14 protein-coding genes are annotated in these 26908 nt (G+C 41.8%); 10 read left to right on the top strand and 4 right to left on the bottom strand.

Features of this window, described 5'->3' with window-relative positions:
• Positions 1–1210 precede the first annotated feature (1210 nt).
• On the top strand, positions 1211–3232 hold the full coding sequence (gene uvrB, locus GUY17_RS11555) for an excinuclease ABC subunit UvrB (protein ID WP_162023250.1): 2022 nt from the start codon (positions 1211–1213) through the stop codon (positions 3230–3232).
• Between the two features lie 103 nt (positions 3233–3335).
• Here the strand turns inward: uvrB and GUY17_RS11550 are convergent, their stop codons facing one another.
• A complete protein-coding gene (locus tag GUY17_RS11550; protein WP_101087041.1) occupies positions 3336–4952 on the bottom strand; it encodes a methyl-accepting chemotaxis protein in 1617 nt (538 codons plus the stop codon).
• Between the two features lie 904 nt (positions 4953–5856).
• Here GUY17_RS11550 and GUY17_RS11545 point away from each other — a divergent pair.
• Together GUY17_RS11545 and GUY17_RS21340 are read left to right on the top strand one after the other, a co-directional pair.
• Positions 5857–7551, top strand: coding sequence for a hypothetical protein (locus tag GUY17_RS11545; protein ID WP_162023249.1), 1695 nt, complete (start codon positions 5857–5859; stop codon positions 7549–7551).
• A 592-nt stretch (positions 7552–8143) separates the two neighbouring features.
• On the top strand, positions 8144–8350 hold the full coding sequence (locus GUY17_RS21340; protein ID WP_162024346.1) for an Hsp20/alpha crystallin family protein: 207 nt from the start codon (positions 8144–8146) through the stop codon (positions 8348–8350).
• Positions 8351–8740: 390 nt separating this feature from the next.
• On the opposite strand, the gene asnS is transcribed toward GUY17_RS21340, so the two are convergent.
• Positions 8741–10141 carry an asparagine--tRNA ligase gene (asnS, locus tag GUY17_RS11535; RefSeq protein ID WP_101087044.1) on the bottom strand — a complete coding sequence of 467 codons (1401 nt, stop codon included), beginning with the start codon at positions 10139–10141 and terminating at the stop codon, positions 8741–8743.
• A gap of 181 nt (positions 10142–10322) precedes the next feature.
• Between asnS and GUY17_RS11530 the strand changes: the two genes are divergently transcribed.
• Positions 10323–10658 (top strand): hypothetical protein, encoded by a 336-nt coding sequence (locus GUY17_RS11530; protein WP_011637624.1) that lies wholly within the window; start codon positions 10323–10325, stop codon positions 10656–10658.
• An 81-nt stretch (positions 10659–10739) separates the two neighbouring features.
• Here the strand turns inward: GUY17_RS11530 and GUY17_RS11525 are convergent, their stop codons facing one another.
• Positions 10740–11315, bottom strand: coding sequence for a CoA pyrophosphatase (locus GUY17_RS11525; protein ID WP_162023248.1), 576 nt, complete (start codon positions 11313–11315; stop codon positions 10740–10742).
• A 540-nt stretch (positions 11316–11855) separates the two neighbouring features.
• Between GUY17_RS11525 and malQ the strand changes: the two genes are divergently transcribed.
• The 6 genes from malQ to GUY17_RS11490 all read left to right on the top strand — a co-directional run bounded on the left by malQ (position 11856) and on the right by GUY17_RS11490 (position 24170).
• A complete protein-coding gene (malQ, locus tag GUY17_RS11515; protein WP_162023246.1) occupies positions 11856–14078 on the top strand; it encodes a 4-alpha-glucanotransferase in 2223 nt (740 codons plus the stop codon).
• A gap of 37 nt (positions 14079–14115) precedes the next feature.
• Positions 14116–16371: a 1,4-alpha-glucan branching protein GlgB gene (glgB, locus tag GUY17_RS11510; protein ID WP_162023245.1), complete on the top strand. Its 2256-nt coding sequence runs from the start codon at positions 14116–14118 to the stop codon at positions 16369–16371.
• Between the two features lie 42 nt (positions 16372–16413).
• Positions 16414–18513, top strand: coding sequence for a glycogen debranching protein GlgX (gene glgX, locus GUY17_RS11505; protein ID WP_254439814.1), 2100 nt, complete (start codon positions 16414–16416; stop codon positions 18511–18513).
• The gene (locus GUY17_RS11500; protein ID WP_162023243.1) at positions 18513–21071 is read left to right on the top strand and encodes a glycogen/starch/alpha-glucan phosphorylase; all 2559 of its coding nucleotides are present in this window, start codon (positions 18513–18515) and stop codon (positions 21069–21071) included. Before glgX ends, GUY17_RS11500 begins: the two co-directional genes overlap by 1 nt.
• A 99-nt stretch (positions 21072–21170) precedes the next feature.
• On the top strand, positions 21171–22433 hold the full coding sequence (gene glgC / locus GUY17_RS11495) for a glucose-1-phosphate adenylyltransferase (RefSeq protein ID WP_162023242.1): 1263 nt from the start codon (positions 21171–21173) through the stop codon (positions 22431–22433).
• A 9-nt stretch (positions 22434–22442) separates the two neighbouring features.
• Positions 22443–24170, top strand: coding sequence for a glycogen synthase (locus GUY17_RS11490; RefSeq protein WP_162023241.1), 1728 nt, complete (start codon positions 22443–22445; stop codon positions 24168–24170).
• A gap of 180 nt (positions 24171–24350) precedes the next feature.
• Here the strand turns inward: GUY17_RS11490 and GUY17_RS11485 are convergent, their stop codons facing one another.
• Positions 24351–26744, bottom strand: a complete 2394-nt coding sequence (locus GUY17_RS11485; RefSeq protein WP_162023240.1) for a TonB-dependent siderophore receptor — start codon at positions 26742–26744, stop codon at positions 24351–24353.
• Between the last annotated feature and the right edge of the window lie 164 nt (positions 26745–26908).

The raw sequence follows: 26908 nt of genomic DNA, 5'->3' as shown, positions 1-26908 counted from the left end.
ATCAAACTTACTATTTGTTGCACTCATTAAGCAGATTTTACATGTGAAAAGGGTGCTTATTGCAAGTCAATGTCACTTTAAGCAAACTGATAGTGCAAACTTTGTGATGTGATAATTCTTTATTATCCTAAATTAAGGTTGATCTTATGAGATTGAGTTATGAGATTAAGTTATGTTTTTATCGACAGCTTCTTGAGTCAAAGTATGTTAATGATATTTAACTCAGCAAAGCATCGATACATAGCGCAAACGAGCTTTTAAACCGAGTAATACATTGTTGTACATTGTTGTTTTTAGCCGTTGAGATTACCCAGTTATCACCAGTGGCATTATAACTATATTGTTGACACCTTGATGAGTCCTATAGTGCAGTTATCACTAAATACTAAGACTTGCCTGAAAAGCAATCAATTTGAGTATGGTTGATATTCACCAGCCATAGCTTCGGCTGAGTCAACCATGCTTAGCGATACGAGGGAGGTGATATTTGTTGAATGTGTACCAGCGTCAGCGCTCACTGATCGCAATGTTGATCGGTGTTCAAGGCGTTGCTAATATATGAGGCGACTACAAATTTAAAACAGCAACTGAACTATTGTCGCTATCTTTCGTATTAATGTGCAAATGTAATTAAATTTCATCACAATTTTCTTACGTTTTTATGAAACTCACTTGGTCGCTACCCCGCAGTAGTATTGGGCTTTTGTGACTTATCCACTAAATCTGTGGATAAACTTGTGGACTTCTACTGTAAATAAGCGGCTAACCCTTGTTGCGCTTGAGTCGGACTTAAATTGGTACAAATATTTAGCGATAAGTTAAGTTGTTTTTAATCAAACAGATACAAAAATCAACAACTTTATTTTTTCACTGTTCTGTCAATTGCAAAATTGTAATCTCTTTGAATAGTAGATTGTGTATTAAATTGTGCTTTAAGCTCGATTTTTAGCGCATTTGTGGCCTAAAATACTGATCGAATCGATTTGTTTATAACTTTCATATTACGATCATTATGCTGTCATATTGAAGAACCAAGTGACAGAGAATGATCTGCATGAAACACACCAATATTAAATAATATTCTGCAATTTTTCCTTCAATATAGTTACTGCCTCAAGTAAAAACACCAGAGATTTAGTACTATTATGTATCGCCATTAACCTGTGTTTAGGTATATGATAATTGGTTCAATAGAATAGGAAACCATGTTGTGTCAGAGTCAGTATTTTCCCTAGAGTCCAAATTCGAACCCGCCGGCGATCAACCTACAGCAATAAAAAAATTAGTAGAGGGCTTAGAGTCTGGCGTTGCTAGCCAAACGTTATTAGGCGTAACAGGGTCAGGTAAAACCTATACTATCGCGAATGTGATTAAGCAAATGGGCAGGCCAACCATTATTATGGCGCCTAACAAAACACTTGCCGCGCAACTCTATGGCGAAATGAAAGAGTTTTTTCCACATAATGCGGTTGAATATTTTGTTTCTTATTATGATTACTATCAACCAGAAGCTTATGTACCCGCTTCTAATACCTTTATTGAAAAAGATGCATCGGTGAATGCCCACATCGAGCAAATGCGTTTATCGGCCACTAAAGCGTTATTAGAGCGTAAAGATGTGGTGCTTATTGCCTCTGTGTCAGCCATATATGGTTTAGGCGATCCCGATTCTTATATGAAGATGTTATTGCATTTGCGTCAAGGCGATTTTATGGGCCAACGTGACATCCTCATTCGGCTCAGTGAATTACAATACAAACGCAATGACATTGAGTTACAACGCGGGACATATCGAGTTCGCGGTGAAGTGATAGATATTTTTCCAGCAGAATCTGAACGCGAAGCCATTCGAATAGAATTATTTGACGACGAAATAGAACGCTTAAGTGAGTTTGATCCCTTGACCGGACAGATTAACAAACGAATAGCGCGTGCCACCATTTATCCCAAAACGCATTATGTGACACCAAGAGAGAAAATTTTAGCGGCAACTGAAGATATTAAAGAAGAACTCAGAGAACGTCGTCAATATCTACTCGATAACAATAAATTGATTGAAGCTCAGCGGATCACTGAGCGAGTTCAATACGACATAGAAATGATGGTCGAGCTAGGATATTGCTCCGGGATTGAAAACTACTCTCGATATTTATCAGGCAGATCGCCTGGAGAAGGTCCACCAACATTATTAGATTATTTACCTGCAGATGGTCTACTGATTATTGATGAGTCACATGTGACGGTACCGCAAATTGGCGCTATGTACAAAGGTGATAGAAGCAGGAAAATGAACTTAGTAGAGTATGGGTTTCGATTACCATCAGCACTAGATAATCGGCCGTTAATGTTTGAAGAGTTTGAACGATTAATGCCGCAAACCATTTTTGTTTCAGCTACACCTAGTTTATACGAGCTTGAAAAAAGTACCGGCGAGATTGCTGAGCAGGTTGTAAGGCCAACCGGATTACTCGATCCTGTATTGGAAGTTCGGCCTGTGGGCATTCAAGTTGACGATCTTTTGTCTGAGATCCACAAACGCGTGGCGGTTAATGAGCGTGTGCTGGTGACCACATTAACTAAACGGATGTCTGAAGATCTGAGTGAATACCTTGACGAGCATGGGGTTAAAGTTCGTTATTTACATTCGGACATTGATACCGTTGAACGAGTTGAAATTATTCGTGATTTACGCTTGGGACGTTTTGACGTACTGATTGGCATTAACTTATTACGTGAAGGGCTAGATCTACCTGAAGTGTCATTAGTGTGCATTTTAGATGCAGACAAAGAAGGCTTTTTACGTTCAGAGAGATCACTTATTCAGACCATCGGCCGTGCTGCTCGTAACGTTAACGGTAAAGTTATTCTATATGCGGACCGAATAACAAACTCAATGGCTAAAGCCATGGGGGAAACAGAGCGTCGCCGTGAAAAGCAACACCTACATAACCTTAAACTCGGTATTGTGCCTCGTGGAGTAGTGAAGAGTATTACCGATGTAATGGATGTAGGTGACACTAACTTCAGTAAAGGTACTCGTAAAAATCACTCTAAATTTGCTGAAGTGGCAGAAGAGCGAGCGAAATACACCAGTATTGCCGATTTGAGTTATCAAATTGATAAATTGGAAAAACAAATGCATGAACACGCTAAGAACCTAGAGTTTGAACAAGCTGCTGCCGTGCGTGATGACGTCAAACATTTACGTGACCTGATCATTGTAAACAGTTAATTTACTGAAAAATATAATTTTAGGTGAAAATAGATAGCCAGTTTATCAATGAAAATATGAAAAACTGGCTGAGAATGTTCTCTAGATGACATTGTAGCGTCAGTTAATTGATTTTAAATTGACCAATTTGAGCTCTTAACTGTTGTGATAACTGACCAACTTGGATACTGGCAGTATTTGATTGCTGGGCATTGGTCACTGTCAAACGAGCTTCATCGCTAATATTGACAATATTACGATTAATTTCATCGCTTACTGCAGTTTGTTCTTCTGCTGCGGTCGCTATTTGAGTCGCCATATTGGCTATTGTCGCCACAGACTGAGTAATTTTGGTTAGCGCATCACCAGCTTGCGCCGCTTGCTCCGTACTGTTAATGGCTTGCTCTCGACTCGATGCCATTACTGTCACGGCTCCTTTTACGCCTGATTGTAATTGGCCAATCATTTGCTGAATTTGGTTAGTCGAATCTTGAGTTCGTTTTGCTAGGGTGCGCACTTCATCAGCGACAACAGCAAAACCTCGTCCTTGCTCTCCTGCACGCGCAGCCTCAATCGCAGCATTCAGAGCCAGTAAGTTGGTTTGATCTGCAATGCCTCGAATGACTTCTAAGATAGTGCCAATATTATCGGCATCTTTTTGCAATTGATAGAGTGCATTAGCGGCTTGTTCAACCCCTTTAGCAAGATGATCAATCGAAGTAATCGTTTTCTTGACAATGTTGTCACCATGCAGTGCTTGTGCATCAGATTCTTGAGCTGCTTGAGCGGCTAACTCTGCATTATTGGCAACTTCAATGACGGTGGCTTGCATTTGATTCATAGCGGTAGCGACTTGTTCAGTTTCACTTTGTAGTCGTTGCATCCCACTCAACGTTTCGTTACTAGCCGAAGTTAATTGGTCGCTTGCTGTACCTAATTGTTGGGTATTATGATTAAAGTCAGTAATTAATTCGCCAATATTACCAACAAACGCATTAAAACTGGCGGCAACTTTGGCAATTTCATCATCACTGCTATCATCTAACCTTGCGGTTAAATCTTTGGCGCCAGAGGCCACATTGCGCATTGAATCATCAAGTTTTTTAAGTGGTGTTAAAATACGTTGGTATAGCACTATCATAATGATCACTATAAACAATCCTATGCCAATGCTTCCCCATAATTGCACTCTAGCAGCGGTAGTGGTTGCCCTGAGAGTTTCATTAACGGTGAGTATAAATTGCTGATCGAGTTTTTGAGCCAATAGATCCAAGTTATCAGCTAAATCGCCAGCCGCATCATCAAAACCACCAGCGCTTTTCATTAATAAATTGCCGGCATCAGTTCCTTGAGTCAAATAAGCATCAGCCATTTTTATGCCTGAATCATGTAATGAATTAACTTGGCGTTTAATGTTTTGTGCCTGAACGGTAAATTCAGGAGCATATTGAATCAATTTTTCAATATGTTCTAGGGCGCTTTGCTTACTTTCGAGTGCTTCTGACTTTGCTTCATCACTTTTTGTTGCACCGACATCTGTTAGAAATTGCTGTATTTGCACGACAAAATAACGAGTATCTTTTAAGGCAAATATGGCATTAACTTGTTGTTCTTCATGTTTAACATTTACATGTATACGTGATTGCTGAACACTCATAACCCAAGCTAATAGTGTCAACGCAGTTAACGTTAGCATAATGGTAATTTGGAGCATTCTCTTAATTGAGAACTTTATATTCATAGAAATATCCTTGATGTAAGCATTACGGCTAGCGACGTTATAAGAATAACGATTGGGATAATTTATGTCATTAACTGGTAGCTGTTATTTGGACCAATGTCAGATATATAAAGTATTTAATAGTCATCTTTTGGTTATGGTCACACTTATTATTTTCAGCTATTTATTTCAGACAGAAAAAGCATAGGTTAATTTTATAACAGCTTTTAATGCATTCCTTTTTATAATCAGATGCTTGGGGTGTTAAATCGAGTTGGAAAAGTAATTAAAATAACAATGCTTGGTTTCTATATTTAATTGCGAGCCATTACGATTAATGTCCATTGAGAGTGTGATGTAAGGAGTTCTCTAGTTATCTTAAATTATTCATTTAAATACCGACTACAGGATAAAAGTTATTTAAACAATTAGTAAAACAAAATGGTTTGAGTTTTTAACGCATCATTATAATAGTGTTAATGCAATTAAAGATTATATTTATTAATACCTTAAGGTGTCATTGGCTTGTAGCTGACTCTATGAGGACTAATACTTATGAGGGGGGGCTTGTTTCGAAAACTAGCCTGTTGAGGGTGAGCTTTAATACCTTAGCTGGATGTTGAAATGATGTTATCAACCCATAATCATTCACGTTAACGCAAGTTAACCCATTTATTGTTAAGCAGGATTAAGAAACCGTTCACTGTGCAAAAATAGCTTGCGTAAGTTGCATGGTGAAAGTTGTTTGGAGCGTTCAATCTTTATGGTAGAGGTGAAGATAAAGAGCTCCAGTATTTAGTAATCGCGCATTCATTATTCTTCCTGGAATAAGAATGTTGCTCAGGACAACATCATTACATTGGGATGATTTAACAGGTCAATTTATGACTCGTAAATCTCTAAATTATTTTTAAGGATATTACTGATGACAAAACTACTTCCACTAGCCGCTGCGATTGCAATGGTATTCGGTACAGCTCACGCAGCAGGCAGCTCAGCAACGACTATTCAGAGCGGTTCTGGTAACACAGCTACAACTGTGCAAGCTGGCACTAATCACACTGCAAATATTACCACCAATACTGGGACTAATAGTAATGCATCTATTGACCAAGTAGGCGATGCACAAACTGCGAATATCACACAAACAGGTGGCGTCGATAGCTCAAGTGCGATTATCAATCAAACAGTACAAGCAAATACTGCGACTATTAATCAAGTACACATGACTAACACAACGGCTGAAGTTAACCAAAATGGTTTAACTAATACTGCAAACGTTGATCAGCAACACGTAAATGATACTTCTGCCACTGTACAGCAAGACGGCAATAGTAATGATGCCGACATCAGACAGTATGGTTTTGGTATTCATAATCCTGCCGGTTCAAGTATTACCCAAACCGGGAATGGTAACGTTGCGAGTTCAGATCAAGATACTTCTACCGATGCGCTTTCCACGATTGTCCAAACGGGTAATAACAACACGGCAGATGCTGAACAAATGAACGGCTCTGAACGTTCAGAAGTGTGGATTACACAAACTACTGATGGCTCTGATGCTACAGCTAAACAGAATAATTCAGCCGACTCAAACGCAACTATTAATCAAAACAGTTTCAGTGTTGGTACTGCTTCGGTAACTCAAACTAACGGTAGTTTTAATACTGCTTTGGTTACGCAAACAGATTTTAGTAGTAATGCTTCAGCAACTGTTACTCAAAATGGTAGCAATAATGATGTGACTACTTACCAAGAGCACGTATTTGATACTAGTTTAACGGTTTCACAAGATGGTAACACTAACAACGCAACAGTAAACCAGGAGCATGTTAACGACAGTACCGCTTCTGTGAATGTTACAGGTGACAACAATACATCAACCATACGCCAGTACGGGTTCGGTTTTCATGAGCCTGCTTCAGCAACTATTATTACTGATGGTAACTTGAACAATGTAAACATTAACCAAGATACTTCTTATATGGCTGCAGCAAGCGTAACTCAAAATGGTGACAGTAACGTAGTTGTAGTGACTCAATTAAATGAATCGGATAACTCAGTTGTAACAATTACTCAACTTGATGCCAGCCAATCAGGCGATGTTAATGTAGCTCAAAATCAAGCTGCAGATTCTAGCGCAATAGTCGCGCAATCTGCTGTTTCTGGTTCAATGGTTGATATTGACCAAGGTCCTGGTTCTATGTTGATGGCTAATGTCACACAGACTGGCTCAATTGGTGGAAGTGCGACAATATTACAAGATGGTATGACTCAAAGTACTACAGTCGATCAAGGCGGTGAAGGTAACATGGCCAATGTTTATCAAACAGCATCTGAAAACATTGCTGATGTAAGCCAGTTTGGTGATTTTGGAACTGCGGATATTGATCAAACCGGTGCAAACAATGAAGGTTGGGTCAACCAGTCTAGTGGCGAGTACAATGATGCAGTTATTGCGCAAAATGGCTCTGATAACTATGGCATTATTACGCAATCAGGTTTCGGTGCAGCTCTTGCTCATAACGTAGCCTCTATCACCCAGAATGGTATGGGTGACATTGCGTCAATTACACAAAGTGGTGGTGCAGGTAATACAGCGGCTATTACTCAAAATTAATTTTTAATGAGTCTAAATGCTAACAATTTGTTTAATGCCGTTCACTTAAGGTGAGCGGCATTTTTTTATTTTCAAATTGTTCCCTCATTTTTCTGATCTTAAAAATCAGCATATCTTTTCCCTTTGGTCCTTAAGCTATACACTAATCCAGTAAAAACTAATTATGGGTCAGAGTCTTACTTTCATTTAAATCCTGTATTCCTTTATGAAGTGTACGCCTAACACAGCATCATATTTAACCAGATTTATTGACTGAAGAAGCGATTAATCTATAAGGTTTAAATGTGATGGAGGAAGAAATAATCAACATAAATAATGATGTGTGTTTATGTCACATTAATAGTCGAGAGCTGATCTACATTATGGTGAGTCCGTTATTTGACCGCTAAACTTGACAGGTGAAACACCAGATTTCGCCATGTAGATTACGAGACGAAATCATCTTAATGAACTGATCACCTCTGAAAGGAAATTTTATTATAAACTTAACTTCTGTAAATTAACTATCTGATATGGTTAATATTTTCTGGAGTTTCTATTCTCCTAGCATCGAAGGCATAAGGGGGGTTGGATTTTTTAGTCCAGAGTAGATATTAATGATAAGGCTGAGCACTATGAAATTAGTGCAGATTTACCTGGCGTAGATAAAAAAGATATTCACGTTACGGTTGATGGAGATTTGCTCACAATCGAGGCAACTACAGCCGAAGAAAATGAGCGTGTGATCAGAAAAGAACGTCGCTCTGGTAAGTATGTGCGCAGTTTACCCTTGAGAGCAGACCAAATGAAGCTAATATAAAAGCCTAACTTAAAAATGGAGTGCTTCATCTTCAAGTACCAAAAGTGAATGGCAAAGCAGCGGAAAGCAAAAAATACCGATCTTATAATTAGAAATATGTGAAAGATAAGCTTAAGCGATTGTTAGCTGCAACATAAAAATGTATGTATTAACTGCACCTTAATCTTAATGTTAAGATAATCGATAGATAATGTCTAATAAGGAGCCTAGTCATTTAACGGGCTTCTTTTATTGCTAAGCTAAACCACAACTTTGGAAGGAGATGTCTTCTAAATGCCGATTGTGCTTCTTGGTGGATAAATATTGACGATTTCTATTTCACATAAAAATTAAAGCTAATAAAAAACGCGCCAAATGGCGCGTTTATGTCATTTCATATTATCGAGATAATTAGAAACTGGCTGAACGTGGGGCGCGTGGGAATGGGATAACATCACGAATGTTGTTAACGCCAGTAACATACGACACTAAACGCTCGAAACCTAAACCAAAACCTGAATGAGGTACGGTGCCATAACGACGTAGGTCACGATACCACCAGTAATCTTCTTGGCTTAAATCCATTTCAGCTAAACGCATATCAAGCACGTCTAAACGCTCTTCACGCTGTGCACCACCGATAATCTCACCAATACCTGGTGCCAATACGTCCATTGCTGCAACAGTCTTGCCATCATCGTTTAAGCGCATATAGAAAGCTTTAATGTCTTTCGGGTAGTTCTTAACGACAACAGGCGCTTTAAAATGCTCTTCAGCTAAGTAGCGTTCGTGCTCAGATTGTAAATCAATACCCCATTCAACTGCGAATTCAAACTTCTTACCACAGTTTTTAAGGATTTCAACCGCATCAGTGTAATCCACTTGAGCAAAGTCACTGCTAACGAATGCTTGTAAACGTTCGATAACGGTTTTATCAACACGTTCGTTAAAGAAGTTTAAATCATCCATGCGTTCTTCAAGCACTGCGCTAAACGCGAATTTAAGCATTCTTTCCGCTAACTCAGCCGCATCATCTAACGTTGCGAATGCCACTTCAGGCTCAACCATCCAGAATTCTGCAAGGTGGCGAGTGGTGTTTGAGTTTTCAGCACGGAACGTTGGGCCAAAAGTATATACTTTCGATAACGCACAAGCATAAGTTTCAGCGTTTAACTGACCCGACACGGTTAAAAATGATTCTTTACCGAAAAAATCTTTATCGTAATCGACTTTACCGTCAGCAGTGCGAGGTAGATTTTCCATGTCTAAGGTCGACACGCGGAACATTTCGCCCGCACCTTCACAGTCAGAAGCGGTAATTAACGGGGTAGATACCCAGATAAATCCTTCTTGGTGATAGAAGCGGTGAATCGCTTGTGATAAGCAGTTACGTACACGGGCTACTGCACCAATAATGTTAGTACGCGGGCGTAGATGGGCAAGTTCACGTAAATGCTCAATAGAGTGGCGTTTGGCCGACATTGGGTAAGTATCTGGATCGTCTACAAAACCCGTAACCACAATTTCAGTGACTTGTAATTCAAATGCTTGACCAGCGCCAGGAGAGGCAACTACTTCACCCGTCATTACGACAGAGCAGCCAGCAGTCAATTTCAATACATCGTCATTGTAATTGGCTAGGCTATTAGGCAAGACACCTTGAATAGGGTCGAAACATGAACCGTCATACACGGCCAAGAAAGAGATACCCGCTTTTGAATCACGACGAGTTCTTACCCAGCCACGGACAGTGACTTGCGAACCAACGGCGTGTTCACCTTTAAATACAGAAGCGACAGATGCAATGCTCATTGTTGCTTTATTCTCCAACGTATAGAATATAAATATAAAATTGGGGTTTATCTTACCTTGCTGGTGGCTTTTCTCAAGCTGAAAACGCTATTCTAGGGTGATTAATGTGATACTTTTGAGTATGTCGGTTAAATATATGGCTAATTAGCCTTTATATTCTCTCGTAAACCAAGGAAAGGCCATGTCTCGTTTAGGAATTATACAGGTTGTATTGACCGTTTTGTCGTTATTAGGCTGGAGCTTAGCCATTTATGCATTGATTATTTTTGGCGAAGCCAGACCTGATCGTGCGGTAGGTTATTTTTTGAGTAAAGGCGCATCGGTACGATTAAACTGGGACCCTGAGTTAACCATTAAATTAGAATACTTAATATGGTGGTGTGCTGGGGTCAGCTTTTTGAATCTGCTGGTAAACTTTTATGCAAAAGCCACCACTCGAATTGGTTTTTGGGTCAATATTCCATTGTTGTTTTTGGTATCACTCGCAGCAGGTTTGTATATTCGTTACGTGGTGTAAAATAACGCTGATGATGCTTGGAACAATAGTTCTAAGCTAATCAACCATCAATTGGCTGTTTACGTCATGTGCCTACAGTGATTAGTTATCTGCTATATGGTGGCACAGTAAATCTATGATGGCTGCCGTTACCCCCCAAATAAATTTGTCTTCAAATGGCATAAAGTGCACTTGATAATGTGCGCCGTGGCGATAATGAAACATTTTATGACGGTTACTGCGCTCAATAAAAAAATTCAATGGTACTGAGAAACAATCATCCACTTCACCGGGATCGAGAACCAGTTCAAATGGCTGCTTTATCATTGCCACGACAGGGGTGATCTCGAAACCAGTAAAGGTTTTATGAGCTGGAAACACACCTAAAATATCCACATTATCTGCCAATAAGCCAATTTCTTCGTGAGCTTCGCGCAGCGCGGTGTGGATGGCATTAATATCATTTGGCTCAACTTTGCCGCCAGGAAAGCTAATTTGCCCAGGATGGTGACGTAAATGCATCGGACGTCGGGTTAAAATAATATGTAATTGTTGCTCTATTTCGATCACAGGGATTAATACCGCGGCTTCGCGGCCAAGGTACGACGGGGGCGCAGAAGCAATTGTCGAACGCAAACAATGTAAGTTGTAGCGCAAAGTGAATTCGTGTTTATTCATTTATTACGTGTGTATCCTGTTAATGACAAGGGATGTTGTGATCTGGAATCAACCCTGCGTGGTACTTTGGAACGAAGAGATTATCACCCCACCGCTGACAATAGCGATACAGCTAGCATAACAGAAGTATTAATTGGCTATTCTATTTCAGTAACAAGCATCACTGTTAACCGTGGCGTTATAAGGCTTGAACATCTACATAGGGTAATTGAGCCAGAGCAGTTTTAAGACTTAAGCTATTGGCAATACAAAATTATAATAGCAATGATATCAACTGCCTCTTTTTAAGGCGCTTCCACTTGAAATCCGTAGATAATATGCACTGATTTGATTGTTGTGCACTATTTTTGTGCAAAAAACAAACTTAAAACAAGCGTATTAAACGAGCAATACAATCTTAACCTTTCTTTAGTAACTATATGATTTTTAATGAATAGCCATTGTCATCTTACTGCAATTAATCTGTCGTCAATTTGTTATGATGAACTGGCATGGTAACTGCTGGAATTAATGCAGTTAATTATCGCGAGGAAGACAAATATGGGACTAGAGAAGTTGCTATATTTGCAAGGCGTTGGGGCAGAGTTTATCGATTGTTTCGGTAATCTTGTTCACATACCTGCTAAGGACAGGCAGGGCATTTTAACCACAATGTTGTTGCAATCGTCGTTTGATCAACATGAGCACCTTCATGGTATGAATAAGCCTGACCAGCAACTATTCGATGTACAGGCTTTTACTCAGCAGCACTTATCACCACCAAAGATAGACGCCAGAATAGCGCAACTCGATGTACAGCCTTGGTTGGTACCGCTACATGGTTTTCAGTGGTGTACTATTGATAAGCCTCATGTTGATATCTATCTGCCAGAGCATTATTCATCTGAGTTTGTGGTGACCATCAGCGGTGAAAATATTGACACAATTTCGGTGAATGCCGATGTGAGTGATTGTGTTATTGCTGGCGAATATCATATTAATGATCAACGTTATTGCCAATATCGTTTAATACTTGATAAAGCTAAATTACATTTAGGTTATCACCAACTCGATTTAGCGTTTATTAACGATCCTCAGCATAAAGATACCTTACATGGTCAGTTGATGGTTGCACCGTCTACGGCTTATCAAGGTCGCTTAGTGCAACCACTTAACAGCAGTAAGCAATCTTGGGGGCTTAATGCGCAACTGTATGCATTGCGTAATGATGCGCAATGGGGCATTGGTGATTTTGGCAATTTAGCTGAGCTTATTGAGTACGCTGCCCATGCTGGTGCTGATTTTATTCTTCTCAATCCATTACATGCAGTAGACATAAGCCAGCCAGATAACCCCAGTCCATACAGTCCAACAGACCGCCGTCGGTTAAACCCCTTGTACATACAAATAGAAGCCGTTCATGAATATAAAGCCCTTAATGGGGAGTTATCATCACAAAAATGGCAGCAAAAAAGGTTAGTACTGAATCAAGCACATCTTATTAATTACGATGAAGTGTACAGTCTTAAATACGCAGCATTCGAGAAAATGTATCAAATATTTTGTTCTCACCACATCAAGCTAGAAACCCCAAGATACAAGGCCTATAAAGAGTTTGTTTTACAAGATGAAGCTGCGTTAATGCAGTTTGTTACCGTTGAGGTGGCATTAGCATCTAAATATTTCACTCAAGATGTTGGCTTTTATTTGTATCTGCAATTTGTCGCCGATGAACAATTACAAGCTTGTCAGTTGAATGCAAAACAATGCGGTATGAGTATTGGGCTTATTCGTGATTTGGCCGTAGGTGCGGTGAGTCATGGCGCTGAAATTAGTGCCAATGCAGATTTGTTTTGTGATAACGCCAGTATCGGCGCACCACCAGATCCTTTTGCTGAGCAAGGCCAAAATTGGGGCTTAACCCCATTCGACCCCGTGAAATTAAAGCAGCATAATTTTAGCCATTTTATCCAATTGGTTCGCAGTAATATGCAAAGCTGCGGCGCGCTGAGAATTGATCATGTTATGGGATTACTACGTTTGTGGTGGTGGCCTCTGCATGAAGAACTTGGTAAAGGTTGCTATGTATATTATCCGCTGGACACCTTGCTCGCCATTGTTTGTTTAGAAAGCCAGCGTGCTCGTTGCATCGTGATTGGCGAAGATTTAGGCATAGTACCACCAGAGATTGTGTCGTGTTTACACCAAGCGGGCATTTTATCAAATGAATTATTTTATTTCTGTAAAGACCATAATGGGTTTAAACCACCACAAGACTATAAACGTCAAAGCCTGATGATGTTGGCTAATCACGATGTACCGACACTTTCTGCGTGGTGGTTTGCTGCGGATTTACGCCTACGACGTCAACTTGAATTGATTGAAACCGATGACAAGTTACATCAGGTCATGGACCAGCGTCAGCAAGAAAAACAGCAATTGATTGACTTGCTTATCCGCGAACAAGCATTTGAGCTACCAACCCCCATGACATCAGCCGAACAATTAGATTTTGATAGTGTGTTGTTGGCTTGGATCCGCGTTGCTGCTAAGGGCAATGCACAACTATTTAGTGTGCAATTAAGTGATTTAGTCGCTGATAAACACGGGGTAAATATTCCCGGTACTTGGAAAGAGTTCCCTAATTGGCAACGCCGATTACCCCTGTCTATCAAACAAATGTCCCAAAGTCCTAAAGTGCAGCAACGTCTTGAAGCGATAGCATCGGCGCGAAAGTCCCGAACTCACGCCAGTGCAGTTAACACAAGTGCAGTAAACACATAGTCATCCGATAAACTTGCTCATTAATGGATCATTAAATATGACAGTAGCGACCCCGTATTTTCAACAAGGTAGTGAAATGGCCTTATTAAATGGTGAGTACACCGATGTGTTTTCACTGCTTGGTATGCACAGTGTTAATGATGATAAAGCGCTGGTTGTTCGTTGCTTAATACCTGGTGCGCTCAGTGTTGATGTGTTGAATGCTAAAGATCGACGTAAAGTGGCGACGCTTGAGCAAGTGAATGAACAAGGTTTATTTGCCGGTAAAATGGGCCGCAGAGTTAACCATTTTGCTTATCTATTACGGGTGCAATATCCGTTGTGTGAGCAGCTTATCACCGACCCATATCAATTTGACAGTCTACTTAATCCTGACGATGTGTATTTATTTGGCGAAGGAAGCCAGCTGCAAACATACCATTTTCAAGGTGCTAATTGGCGTGAACATCACGATGTAAAAGGGGTTCATTTTTGTGTTTGGGCGCCAAATGCTAAGCAAGTTGCGGTGATTGGTGATTTTAATTTATGGGACAATAAGCGCCATGTGTTGCGTCATCATCCAGCCAGTGGGCTGTGGGATATTTTCATTGCCGAGGTTGAACCCGATCAACACTATAAATATGCCATTAGCGATATGCATGGCAATCAAGTTATTAAGTCCGATCCTTATGCGGTCGCCATGCAACCGTCACCTCATAATGCGTCGAAAATACCTCGAGTAGAAGGCTATGACTGGCAAGATAGTCAATGGTTAACAGAACGGGCAAGTCATCAACCACATGTACAACCTATGTCTATTTATGAGGTGCAATTAGCCTCATGGCGCCGCAAGGGGGATGACGGCCAAGATTATACCGATTACTCGCAGTTAATAGCCGAGTTGGTGCCTTATATCAAAGAAATGGGGTTTACCCATTTACAGCTAATGCCAATCAGTGAATATCCGTTCGATGGCTCTTGGGGTTATCAACCCGTGGGGTTATTTGCGCCGACGTATCGCTTTGGTGATGCCAATGGCCTTAAATCTTTTATCGATGCATGCCACCAGCAAGGCATTGCGGTGTTACTCGATTGGGTGCCAGCTCATTTTCCTCGCGATCCTCACGGTTTGGTACGGTTTGACGGCAGTTGCTTATATGAACATGACGATCCCCGTAAAGGCGAACATCCGGATTGGGATACATTAATTTATAACTATGGCCGCGCGGAAGTGCGCAGTTTTTTATACAGTAATGCGCATTACTGGCTAGATGAATTTCATTTTGATGGCTTACGCCTTGATGCTGTGTCGTCAATGCTCTATCTCGATTATAGCCGTACAGCTGATCAATGGATCCCCAATGAGTTTGGCGGCCGTGAAAATCTTGAGGCAATCAGCTTTCTGCAAGAATTAAACGCACGTATGTATCAGTGTTTTCCTGGTATTAACATGATTGCTGAAGAGTCCACCGCATGGCCTGGGGTGACACAAGCCACCAGTAATAATGGCTTAGGATTCGGCTTTAAGTGGAATATGGGCTGGATGAACGACACACTGCGTTATATCAGTTGCGATCCCCTTTTTAGGCGTTATCACCATGGAGAGCTCACTTTTAGCTTAGTTTATGCCTTTACCGAACAATTTATTTTGTCACTCAGTCATGATGAAGTGGTTCACGGTAAGGGCTCGTTACTGCATAAAATTCCTGGTGATGACTGGCAGAAGTTCGCCACATTACGCGCTTATTATGGCTTTATGTGGACCCATCCGGGCAAAAAACTGTTGTTTATGGGTAACGAGTTTGCCCAGCGCAACGAATGGAATCATAACCAGAGCCTCGACTGGCATTTATTAACCTATGCACCACATCAAGGTGTGCAAGATTGGGTGCGCGATCTCAATCAATGCTATCAACAATATCCTGCCTTATATCAACGTGATCATCATAGCGACGGTTTCCAATGGCTCGACTGCAACAATGCTGAAAATAACATTTTAGTATTTTGTCGTTTTGGCATGGATAAGCAACAACATGTCGTGATTGTGGTCAACATGTCTCCACAGGTTTATCACGATTTCAGAGTGGGTGTACCTGCGGAGCAATGCTACAGCGAAATGCTCAACAGCGACCATCGTCACTATGGCGGCAGTCACGTCGTCAATGATAATCCCTGTGAAGCTCAAGCGACGCCATGGCAGGGCATGTCACACAGTATTGTCATTACTGTCCCTCCGTTAGGTTGCAGCATTTGGGCTCCAGAACTGGACGAACGAACTGGGCTAACCAGAAAGCTAGATGAGTCGACGGAATAAGTGGGTACAGACACTATGGTTTCAACTTTACAGGGGCATGTTATGGATATGACCAGCGGTTATCCTTATCCACTAGGGGCGACACTCGATGATAACGGGGTGAATTTTTCGTTGTTTTCGGCGCATGCCACTCAAGTCGTATTGTGTATCTTTGATGCCACTGGAGAAGTTGAGGTCGCGCAATACATCATGAGCGAGCAAACTCGACAAATTTGGCACTGTCATCTTGCTGATGCACAAGCAGGGCTATTGTATGGTTATCGTGTCTTTGGCCCATATCAACCTCAATTAGGTCATCGCTTTAATCATCATAAATTGTTACTCGATCCCTATGCAAAAAAGCTGGTGGGCGAGGTGATATATCATCCTGCGCTTTATGGTTATGACATTGAAGCCAGGGACGAAGATTTGTCATTTGATACCCAAGATAGTGCGCCATATGTGCCTAAAGCACAGGTTATTGATTGCGGCTTTGTCAATGATATTCCAATTGAGCCGCTTAATATTAGCCTTGCGCGCAGCATTATATTTGAAACCCATATAAAAGGGTTTACCCAACAGCATCCCAAGGTCAGCAGCGAGCAACAAGGCACCTTTGCAGGTTTAGCGAGCCAACCTATCATCGATTATTTACAAAACTTAGGCATAACCTGTATAGAGCTATTACCCGTGCATGGTTTTTTTGATGAGCCATTTTTAATTGAAAAGGGCCTCAATAACTATTGGGGATATAACAGTATTGCTTTTATGGCGCCGCACAGCGCTTATTTGTCTGCATCGGATGACATTGCTGAATTTAGGCAGATGGTTTCTACACTTCATCGAGCCGGCATTGAAGTCATTTTGGATGTGGTATTTAACCATACTGCAGAAGGTAACCATTTAGGGCCAACGTATGGTTTCCGCGGGATCGACAATGCCAGTTACTACCGTTTATTACCCAATGATAAGCGTTTTAACATTAACGATACCGGTTGTGGTAACACCTTTAATCTTAATCATCCCCAAGTACTGATGCTGGTAATGGATTCGCTGCGCTATTGGGTTGAAGTGATGGGCGTGGATGGATTTAGATTTGATTTAGCCAGTTGCCTTGGACGAGAAGCCTATGGCTTTGACCCAGGAAGTGGATTTTTTGACGCCATCACTCAAGATCCTGTGCTGTGTAAAGTGAAATTGATTGCTGAGCCATGGGACATTGGACCTGGTGGTTATCAGTTAGGCAATTACCCTGTGGCATTCAGTGAATGGAATGACCGTTACCGTGATGCTATGCGCAAATTCTGGCGCGGTGACAGTGGTTTGTTACCTGAATTTGCTAAACGATTTCATGGTTCGAGTGACTTTTTTGAACATAACGGTCGCGGGCCAGCAGCCAGTATCAATTTTATCACCAGTCATGATGGTTTCAGTTTGCATGATGTAGTCAGTTATGACGATCGTCATAACTTGGCCAACGGTGAAGACAACCGCGATGGACATCAAGAAAACTGTAGCAGTAATTATGGCATAGAAGGCGAGTGCGACGATGTCGCCATCAATGCCATTCGCAACCGACAAAAGCGCAATTTATTAACGTGCTTGTTGCTATCTCAGGGGGTGCCGATGCTATTGGCTGGCGATGAATCTAGCCAAACTCAACAAGGTAATAACAATGCCTACTGCCAAGACAATCCGATTGGTTGGTTCGACTGGCAGCAAATAGATTGGTCGTTGGTGAATTTTACCGCTCAGTTGATCACCTTACGTAAACGCTTTCCGATGTTGTGTCATCAAGCATTTATTCATAAACCAGAAGCATTATTCGATAACGGTTTAGCGTGGTTTAACCGCCAAGGTGAAGCGATGACGAAATCACATTGGTGTGAACATCATACCCGCACCTTAAGCGTTATTTTAACCGGTAATTTAGGTGATGCCGATGTTGGCGCCGTTGCTGAAAGTACTGAAGCCTTATTGTTGATGATCAATGTCGATGAGTCCCCACATACATTTACATTACCGCAATTGCCTCACTTTCGTTATTGGCATTGTTTATTGCATACCCAAGAAAGTGAGCCAGTGGTGGATGCCAGTCAGCAAGTCAATTTAATCAGCCGTAGTTTAATGTTATTTCATACCGAGTTTACAAGGAGCAATTGATGACCACAGCGAAAACTAACGCCAGTGCGACTAAACCGACTGCCCGTGCCAGTCGAGCTAAAGCTAACAGTAAGACCAGTAGTAAAACCAAAGTCGCAACACAAACCGCAGCAGATAATCAGCTCAGTTCCCATGCAGAGCCTTGTGAACCTTGCGACAGTTTAGCAGCCTCGTTAGCCAGACATATTCGTTATGGTTTATGTCGCGATGAACATGAGCAACATGAATTGTTTAATGCCGTGGCGCAAAGTGTTAAAGAGCAAATGCTGGATAACTGGCGTCAAACACGGATAAAAGATAATCAATACCAACAAAAACAAGTGGCTTACTTGTCGTTAGAGTTTTTGATGGGCCGAGCATTAGGTAATGCATTACTGAGTTTAGACATTACCGCCGATGCGCAACAAGTCATGACTGAATACGCGACTAGTTTAGAAGAGCTTGAGCAAGTTGAGCAAGATGCGGGCTTAGGCAATGGCGGGCTTGGACGACTTGCGGCGTGCTTCCTCGACAGTTGTGCCAGTTTAGATTTGTCGGTTACTGGTTACGGTATTCGTTATCAATATGGCATGTTTGTGCAAAAAATTGTCGATGGTTACCAAGTTGAGCGTCCGGACCGTTGGTTACGACACGGTAATCCATGGGAAGTCCGTATTGCCAATCGTATTGTGACCGTTCCCTTTTTTGGCCATACCGAAACCTATGTCGATAAACAAGGGCATCGACACCATGTGTGGGCGGAAACTCAAAATGTACTGGCCGTGCCTTATGACGTGCCGATCCCAGGATTTAAAAATGGTCGAATTAATACGCTGCGCTTGTGGAAGGCAGAAGCCAATGACGAGTTTGATTTAGCAGAGTTTAACGAAGGTGATTATGCTGAAGCCGTCGCGACGAAAAACCTAGCCGAACAAATCACCATGGTGTTGTACCCCAATGATTCGAGTGTTAACGGCAAAGAATTGCGGTTAAGACAACAGTACTTTTTGTCGTCTGCCAGCTTACAAGACTTGCTGGCCCGTTACGTCGGTCAATTTGGTGAAGACTTTAGCCAGTTTAGTACTCATAACGTGTTGCAACTTAATGATACTCACCCGAGCATTGCAGTACCTGAGTTAATGCGGTTGTTACTTGATCAATATGGCTTGAGTTGGGATACCGCTTGGGCGATCACCAGTGAATCTATGGCGTATACCAATCATACTTTATTACCAGAAGCACTAGAGCGTTGGTCTGTGCCGATGATGAAAAACATGTTGCCGCGAATTGTCGAAATTATTTTCGAAATCAATGCACGTTATCTTGAGCAAGTGGCTCATCATTGGCCCGCAGATATTCAAAAGTTGGCCAACATGTCGATTATTGAAGAAGGCCCAGAGCAGCAAATACGGATGGCATATTTAGCGATTGTTGCCAGTTTTTCGGTTAATGGTGTGGCGGGGTTACATACTCAGTTGCTTAAAGAAGGGTTATTCAATGACTTCTATCAACTGTGGCCCCACAAATTTAATAACAAAACCAACGGTGTCACCCCTAGGCGTTGGCTCGCGTATTGTAATCCTAAGTTATCTGAGTTGATTTGCCGACGCTTAGGCGATGAGTGGATTAACGATTTATCACGTCTTACCGCGTTAAATGCTTTTACCAGTGACAAAGCATTTGTTAAGGAATGGGCGCAAATAAAACTCGAGAATAAACAAGTGTTAACCACTTTTGTGCATCAGCAATGTGGGATTGAATTTGACCCTCTGATGATGTTCGATGTGCAAGTAAAACGTATCCATGAATACAAGCGCCAATTATTGAATATTCTGCACGTTATTCATTTATATCGTCGAATTTTAAATGGCGATACTCAAGATATGGTCCCCCGTTGCGTATTAATTGGTGGCAAAGCTGCGCCAGGGTATGCCATGGCAAAACAAATCATTAAGTTAGCAAGCAATGTCGCCCATATGGTCAATTCTGATCCACTGGTGACGCCGTATTTACGTATGGCTTTCCTGCCTAACTATAACGTTAGTGCGATGGAAAAAATCTGTCCGGGTACCGACTTATCTGAGCAAATATCAACAGCAGGTAAAGAAGCTTCAGGCACAGGCAACATGAAATTCATGATGAATGGCGCTTTGACTATCGGCACATTAGATGGTGCCAATATTGAAATGCTTGAAGAAGTGGGTGATGAGAACTTTTTCTTATTTGGCTTAGATGCTAATCAAGTAAGCCAAGCCCGAATGAATTATCAACCTCAGCACATCGTTGAACATTCTAAAGCCCTTCATGGGGTGATGGACATGCTCAAAAGCGCTCATTTCAATTTGGTCGAACCGGGTATTTTCGACAACATTATTGCCTCGATTGTCGACCCTAACGACCAATGGATGACCGCTGCCGATTTTGACAGTTATTGCTTGGCACAAGAACAGGTGGCAAAAACCTATCTTGATCAAGATAGTTGGCAAAAAATGAGTATTAGAAACACCGCCGCAAGCGGGCGTTTTTCAAGCGACAACACTATAGCGGGTTACCGCGACGAAATCTGGATGAAAAAGTAATACAGGGATGGCGGTGTTATGCCGCTTAGTTAACAAGTAAGTCGTAGATCAATGCTTATTTATTGATGGCTATCTTTGATAGTCAAATGGAGTCTGCTTATGAGTAATGTTCGTTATATTAGTAATTTAACTCGTGATACCTATGCGCTTATTTTGGCGGGTGGTCGTGGTTCTCGGTTGTACGAATTAACCGACTGGCGCGCTAAACCGGCGTTATATTTTGGTGGTAAATTCAGGATTATTGATTTCCCATTATCGAATTGTATTAACTCTGGAATTCGTCGCGTGGGAGTGGTGACACAATATAAATCACACTCACTTATTCGGCATGTTACTCGTGGTTGGGGCCACTTTAAGAAGGAATTGGGTGAATCGGTTGAGATATTACCGGCGTCGCAACAAACATCAGGTAATTGGTATCAAGGTACCGCAGACGCCGTGTTTCAAAATATCGATATTATTCGCCATGAAATACCTAAATACGTGATGATTCTATCTGGCGATCATGTATACCGCATGGATTATGCCGGCTTGTTAGCCGCCCATGCAGAATCGGGTGCCGACATGACCGTGTGTTGTTTAGAAACGCCGATAGCCGAAGCTGCGGGGGCATTTGGGGTAATGGAAGTCGATAGCACTAATCGGGTGATTGGATTTGAAGAAAAACCAGCTGAGCCTAAACCGACACCAAACGATCCGGAAATGTGTTTAGCCTCGATGGGCAATTATGTGTTTAATACCAAGTTTTTGTTCGATCAATTGAAAAAGGATTCGAACAACGAAAACTCAGACCGTGACTTTGGTAAAGACATCATTCCGTCAATCATAGAAAAGCATAATGTGTTCGCGTTTCCTTTTACTAGTGCCGTTCCAGACGAACCTGCTTATTGGCGCGATGTGGGTACCTTAGATTCATTTTTCCAAGCCAATATGGAGCTATTATCACCTACGCCGGCATTGAATTTGTATGATGCCAAATGGCCTATTTGGACCTATCAAGAACAATTACCTCCGGCTAAATTTGTGTTTGATGATGAAGATAGACGCGGTATGGCGGTTGATTCTATTGTGTCCGGTGGTTGTATTATCTCCGGCGCAAAAGTTAAACGTAGCGTGTTGTTTGATGAAGTGCGGGTATGTTCTTATTCGTCGGTAAAAGACTCGGTATTATTACCCGATGTGGTGGTATTAAAGAACTGTAAAATCCAAAATGCCATTTTAGATCGGGGTTGTATCATCCCAGAAGGCATGGTGATTGGTTATAATCAAGATCACGACAGGGCAAGAGGTTTTAGGGTATCCGAAAAAGGTATTACCTTAGTAACTCGTAAAATGTTGGGTTTACCTGTTGGTTACGAATAAGGACCGTAAATGACTCTTGTGAGTGTAAAGCGAGTACTGCTGGTGGCAGCAGAAAACGATGCACTGCACGGCGCTAAAGTAGGTGGCATGGCGGATGTTATCCGCGACTTGCCACCCGCATTAGGCCAATGCAGCGTGATAGCCGATGTCGCTATGCCTAATTATGGTTTTTTAGCTCAACAATATTGTGCCGCACATATGGCTGATATTGAAGTTGATTTTGCGGGTGAGCGTCATGTGGTATCTGTGTATCGGATGCCTAGGCCGCAAAACAAAGACGAAATGGTCGATATCGGTGAGCAAGACAATACTGGCGCCCAAATTTATCTATTCGATCATCCGCTGTTTAACCATCAAGGTCAGGTTTACTGTAATGGTTCAGCCGACAGACCGTTTGCCGAAGATGCGACCAAGTTTGCTTTGTTTTCATTGAGTGTTGCCACATGCCTTGTTAACAGGCTATTACCTTATTTCGATGTGTTGCATCTGCATGACTGGCACACCGCAATGGTGGCAATGCTTCGCGGCTGCGTGGCGGAGTTCTCGGCATTGCAGGCGATGCCTTGTGTGTTCACTATCCATAATTTGGCTTTGCAGGGGATCCGCCCCTTCAGCGGTGATGATTCATCGTTTGCCCATTGGTTTCCACAGTACATGGATAAATTGAATGCAGTTGCAGATGTAAGTTTATTTGATCCACGTTACAACAATTGCATTAATCCAATGCGAATGGGCATAGTACTGAGTGATAAAGTGCACTTGGTGTCGCCCAGTTATGCCCGCGAAGTGTTAATGCCATCGGATTATCATAAAGGCTTTTTTGGCGGTGAAGGATTAGAGCTAGATTTAGCCACTAAAGCGCAGCAAGGTAATGTCGTTGGGATCATTAATGGTTGCGTTTATGATGATAAGCCCCTAAATGATGTTGATCATCAAACAGGATATGCAGGGTTATTGCACCAAGCAGAAAACGCGATTATCAAATGGCAAGCAAAGGCCAATAATGTCAGTGTATTAGACACCATTGCGCTCACGCGAATGAGTCAGTATAAGCATGCTGTATTGGCGGAGCATCTGCGATCGTTAGAGGTAAATAGCCAAACGTTTGATGATGACAAGCAACGGTTTTTACTGACATCAGTAGGTCGGTTAACTGAGCAAAAAGTGTTGATTTTGTTGCAACCGTATAGTGCAACGCAAATAGATAAAAGCCTTTCCTCAGCAAAAACAGTACTAGAAGCGGTACTTGAATCATTAAAGCGACAACAACCCAACGGGGTGTTTATGTTGCTTGGTAGTGGTGATCTGCATATTGCTAAGGTTCTGCAAGCTACAGCTGCGCGTTATGATAACTTTTTATTTTTACACGGTTATGATGAAGCATTGTCTGAGCAACTTTATCAATCGGGCAGTTTATTTTTAATGCCAAGCTCATTTGAGCCATGCGGAATAAGTCAAATGCTGGCAATGCGGGCAGGGCAACCTTGTTTGGTTCATGGCGTGGGTGGACTGAACGACACGATTACAGATAATGTCAGCGGCTGGGTGTTTAATGGTGAAACGCTAGCTGCACAAGGACAAGCCCTGGTTGAACGTGTTAATCAAGTTCTTGCGTTATATGGCAGCGATACTTGGCAACAGGTGAAGCATAATGCCGCCAAACAGCGATTTAGCTGGGACGATGTCGCGAAGCAATATCTAGCAAAGCTCTATGTAGCGAATGATAATGATCAGTAAACAACGTCAGTAAATACAGTCAGTAAATATTAGTCCGTTAGCAAGACAACTTAAACTAATGTTCTTAACCAATCGTTTTATGTTCAGCTTGATGTAATGAAAAATGCCAATCAAATATGATTGGCATTTTTGCGTTTCAGCGTGGTTATCGGCTGAAAATACTGACTAATAACTAATCTTTTAGTAGGTATAACGTAGATCTAAGTAATAGTAACCACCGTTAAATCCAAACGGAGTATTGGTCAGTGGGTATACAAATATGCCGTTAAAATTATTATCCTCTGGGCGTTTCTCTGGATAAGTATCAAATAGGTTTTGTACCCCTAACGTCACTGAAAGGTTATCGGTTGCACGGTAACGAGTACTTAAATCAGTGGTCCATCTCGCACCATATTCTACTTCACTAGATGAATAACCCACGGTATATTCACCGAAATAGCTGAAACGTAAGTTAGTGGTGAAGTCATCGTATTGATGAGTAAAACCGATGTTAGCGGTATTTTTCGGATTGGCTTCCGTCATGCGAACGACTTCAATATTATCAAATAGCTCGTCTTCTAATCCATTGAGGATCGAAGGCAAAGAAATTGACTCAATTTCAGTTTCTTTGTATGAGTAAGCAAGGTTTGCTTTTAGATCGCCGTATTCACCAAGGTCAAAACCTTGAGTGATAACTAAGTCTACACCTTGAGTTTTAGTATCAACCGCATTCATAAAGAAACGCGCCGAGTCGGCATTGGTGCCTTCAATAATCGCAGCAATGGCGGGTGAGCTTTCTTTGTCGATAGAACCAGACAAAATGATTCTGTCATCAACATTGATTTCATAAGCATCTAATGTCACTGCAAAGCCATTGTCGCCAGTGTAAACAATACCTGCACTATAAGAGTGTGATACTTCCGCTTTAAGATCGGGAATACCTAGCTCAGCTCTAACCGGTGATAACTGGTTAAAGGTACCTGACTCTCTAGGAATAAATTCACCAGTGACCGGATCAGGGTCAAAGAAAGTGGATACGTTGGTAAAATAAAGCTGTTGTACACTTGGCGCGCGAAAACCCGTGTCGGTGGTTAAACGAAGTGCCACTCGGTCTGTTAGCTCATATCGACCAGACAATTTCCAACTGGTATTGCCACCGAAATCTGAATAGTCTTCATATCGAACAGCTGCCGCCCAATAAAAGTCATCGGTAAGTTGGTTTTCAAGTTCGATGTACAAACCAAGGTTTGTACGGTCTTCATCTACTTCAGATTCTTTAGTGAAACCACCAAATCCCTGGCTACCACCCGATTTATCTTGGTAATCGCCTTGGATATACGATTCTTCTTGGCCAGCTTCAATTTGATAGCCACTTTCGCGCCATGTGATGCCCATTGCCACGAGTAAGTCAGAGTCATTGGCAAAATCGTAGTAGGTTGAAGCATCTAAATTTAGATTCAGCTCACTGGTCGACAATGTACCAGCATCAAAGCTTGTTGGGCTGTTAGGGCCAAGCGAAGCGTTAATGCTGTTTTCAACATTGTATTCAAAGCTGTTGCTACCAAAACCAACTGATGAATCAATTTCCCATTGGCCCAACTCAAACTCATAACCGGTGACTAAAGAGTAATCGATAATCTCTGGGCTAATTTGTGGTAAAAAGCCGTCTGGATACACTTCAATAACGTTACGAGAATCCAACGCACGACGATAAAAAGCGCCTGAAGTTGAGCTGCGTTTGCTAATACCACCAAAGGCATAAAGCTTACCCTTGGTATCTAACCCTTGCTCAGCATTTACAAATAAACCGTAGTTGTCATAATCACTGTCGCCAACATGATGATTTTTACGATCGAATGTGGCTTCACGTGGATCAAGGCTACCATCTGCTAGGGTCGGGTATTGCTGGCGTGAATCAAAACCGGCACGATTAGTTGAATTTTTCTGATGTGCTTCTAAAGACACATTCACAAAGCCGTCTTGGCTAAAACTAAAGCCTTGATTAATGCCTAGGCGTACTTGTTCACCGTCGCCTTCGTAGGTTTGGCCAACCTGGGCGGCAATGCTGCCACCTTCGTCGCTGTCTTTCAGCACGACGTTGATGACACCCGCAATCGCATCAGAGCCGTATAGCGCTGATGCACCGTCGCGTAAAATTTCAATCCGTTTAATTGAAGTCATTGGAATGGCGTTAAGGTCAACGTTTGATGAACCTTTGCCTAAAGTACCGGCTAAGTGAACCAATGCTGAACCATGGCGGCGCTTACCATTAACCAACACTAAAGTGTGATCAGGTGACATGCCTCGTAAGCTTGCAGGGCGAACCGCGTCGCTGCCATCGGTAATTGACGAGAATGGAAAGCTGTAGCTGGGCGCAGCAAACTGCAATGCCTTAGCGGTTTCGGTTATACCTGTTGCTTCAAGTTGTTCTGAGGTAATAATATCGACAGGGGTTGCACTGTCTGTGGCGGTACGAAGGGCAATACGCGATCCAATAACTTGAATGCGCTCTAGGTTTTCACCTTCTTCTGCAGCGATTGCTACTGGGGCTGAAATACTGGCAATAACGGCCAAAGATACGAGACTTTTATACATTAGCAATCCTGCGATAACGTTATGATTAATTTTGTAACATTATAGATCATTTTCGCTGGTACATAGGTCGCTTTAATATAGGCTTGGTTAGTTCAATCAGGCATATCTCATGACACTCTGATCTAGTTAAAGGCGATAATTACTCCATTGTGGTCACAACTACC

The sequence above is a fragment of the Shewanella sp. Arc9-LZ genome, assembly GCF_010092445.1.
In the GTDB taxonomy this organism is placed as follows: domain Bacteria; phylum Pseudomonadota; class Gammaproteobacteria; order Enterobacterales; family Shewanellaceae; genus Shewanella.
The sequence above is the reverse complement of the archived record's forward strand: the minus strand, read 5'-3'. Positions and strand labels throughout refer to the sequence as shown.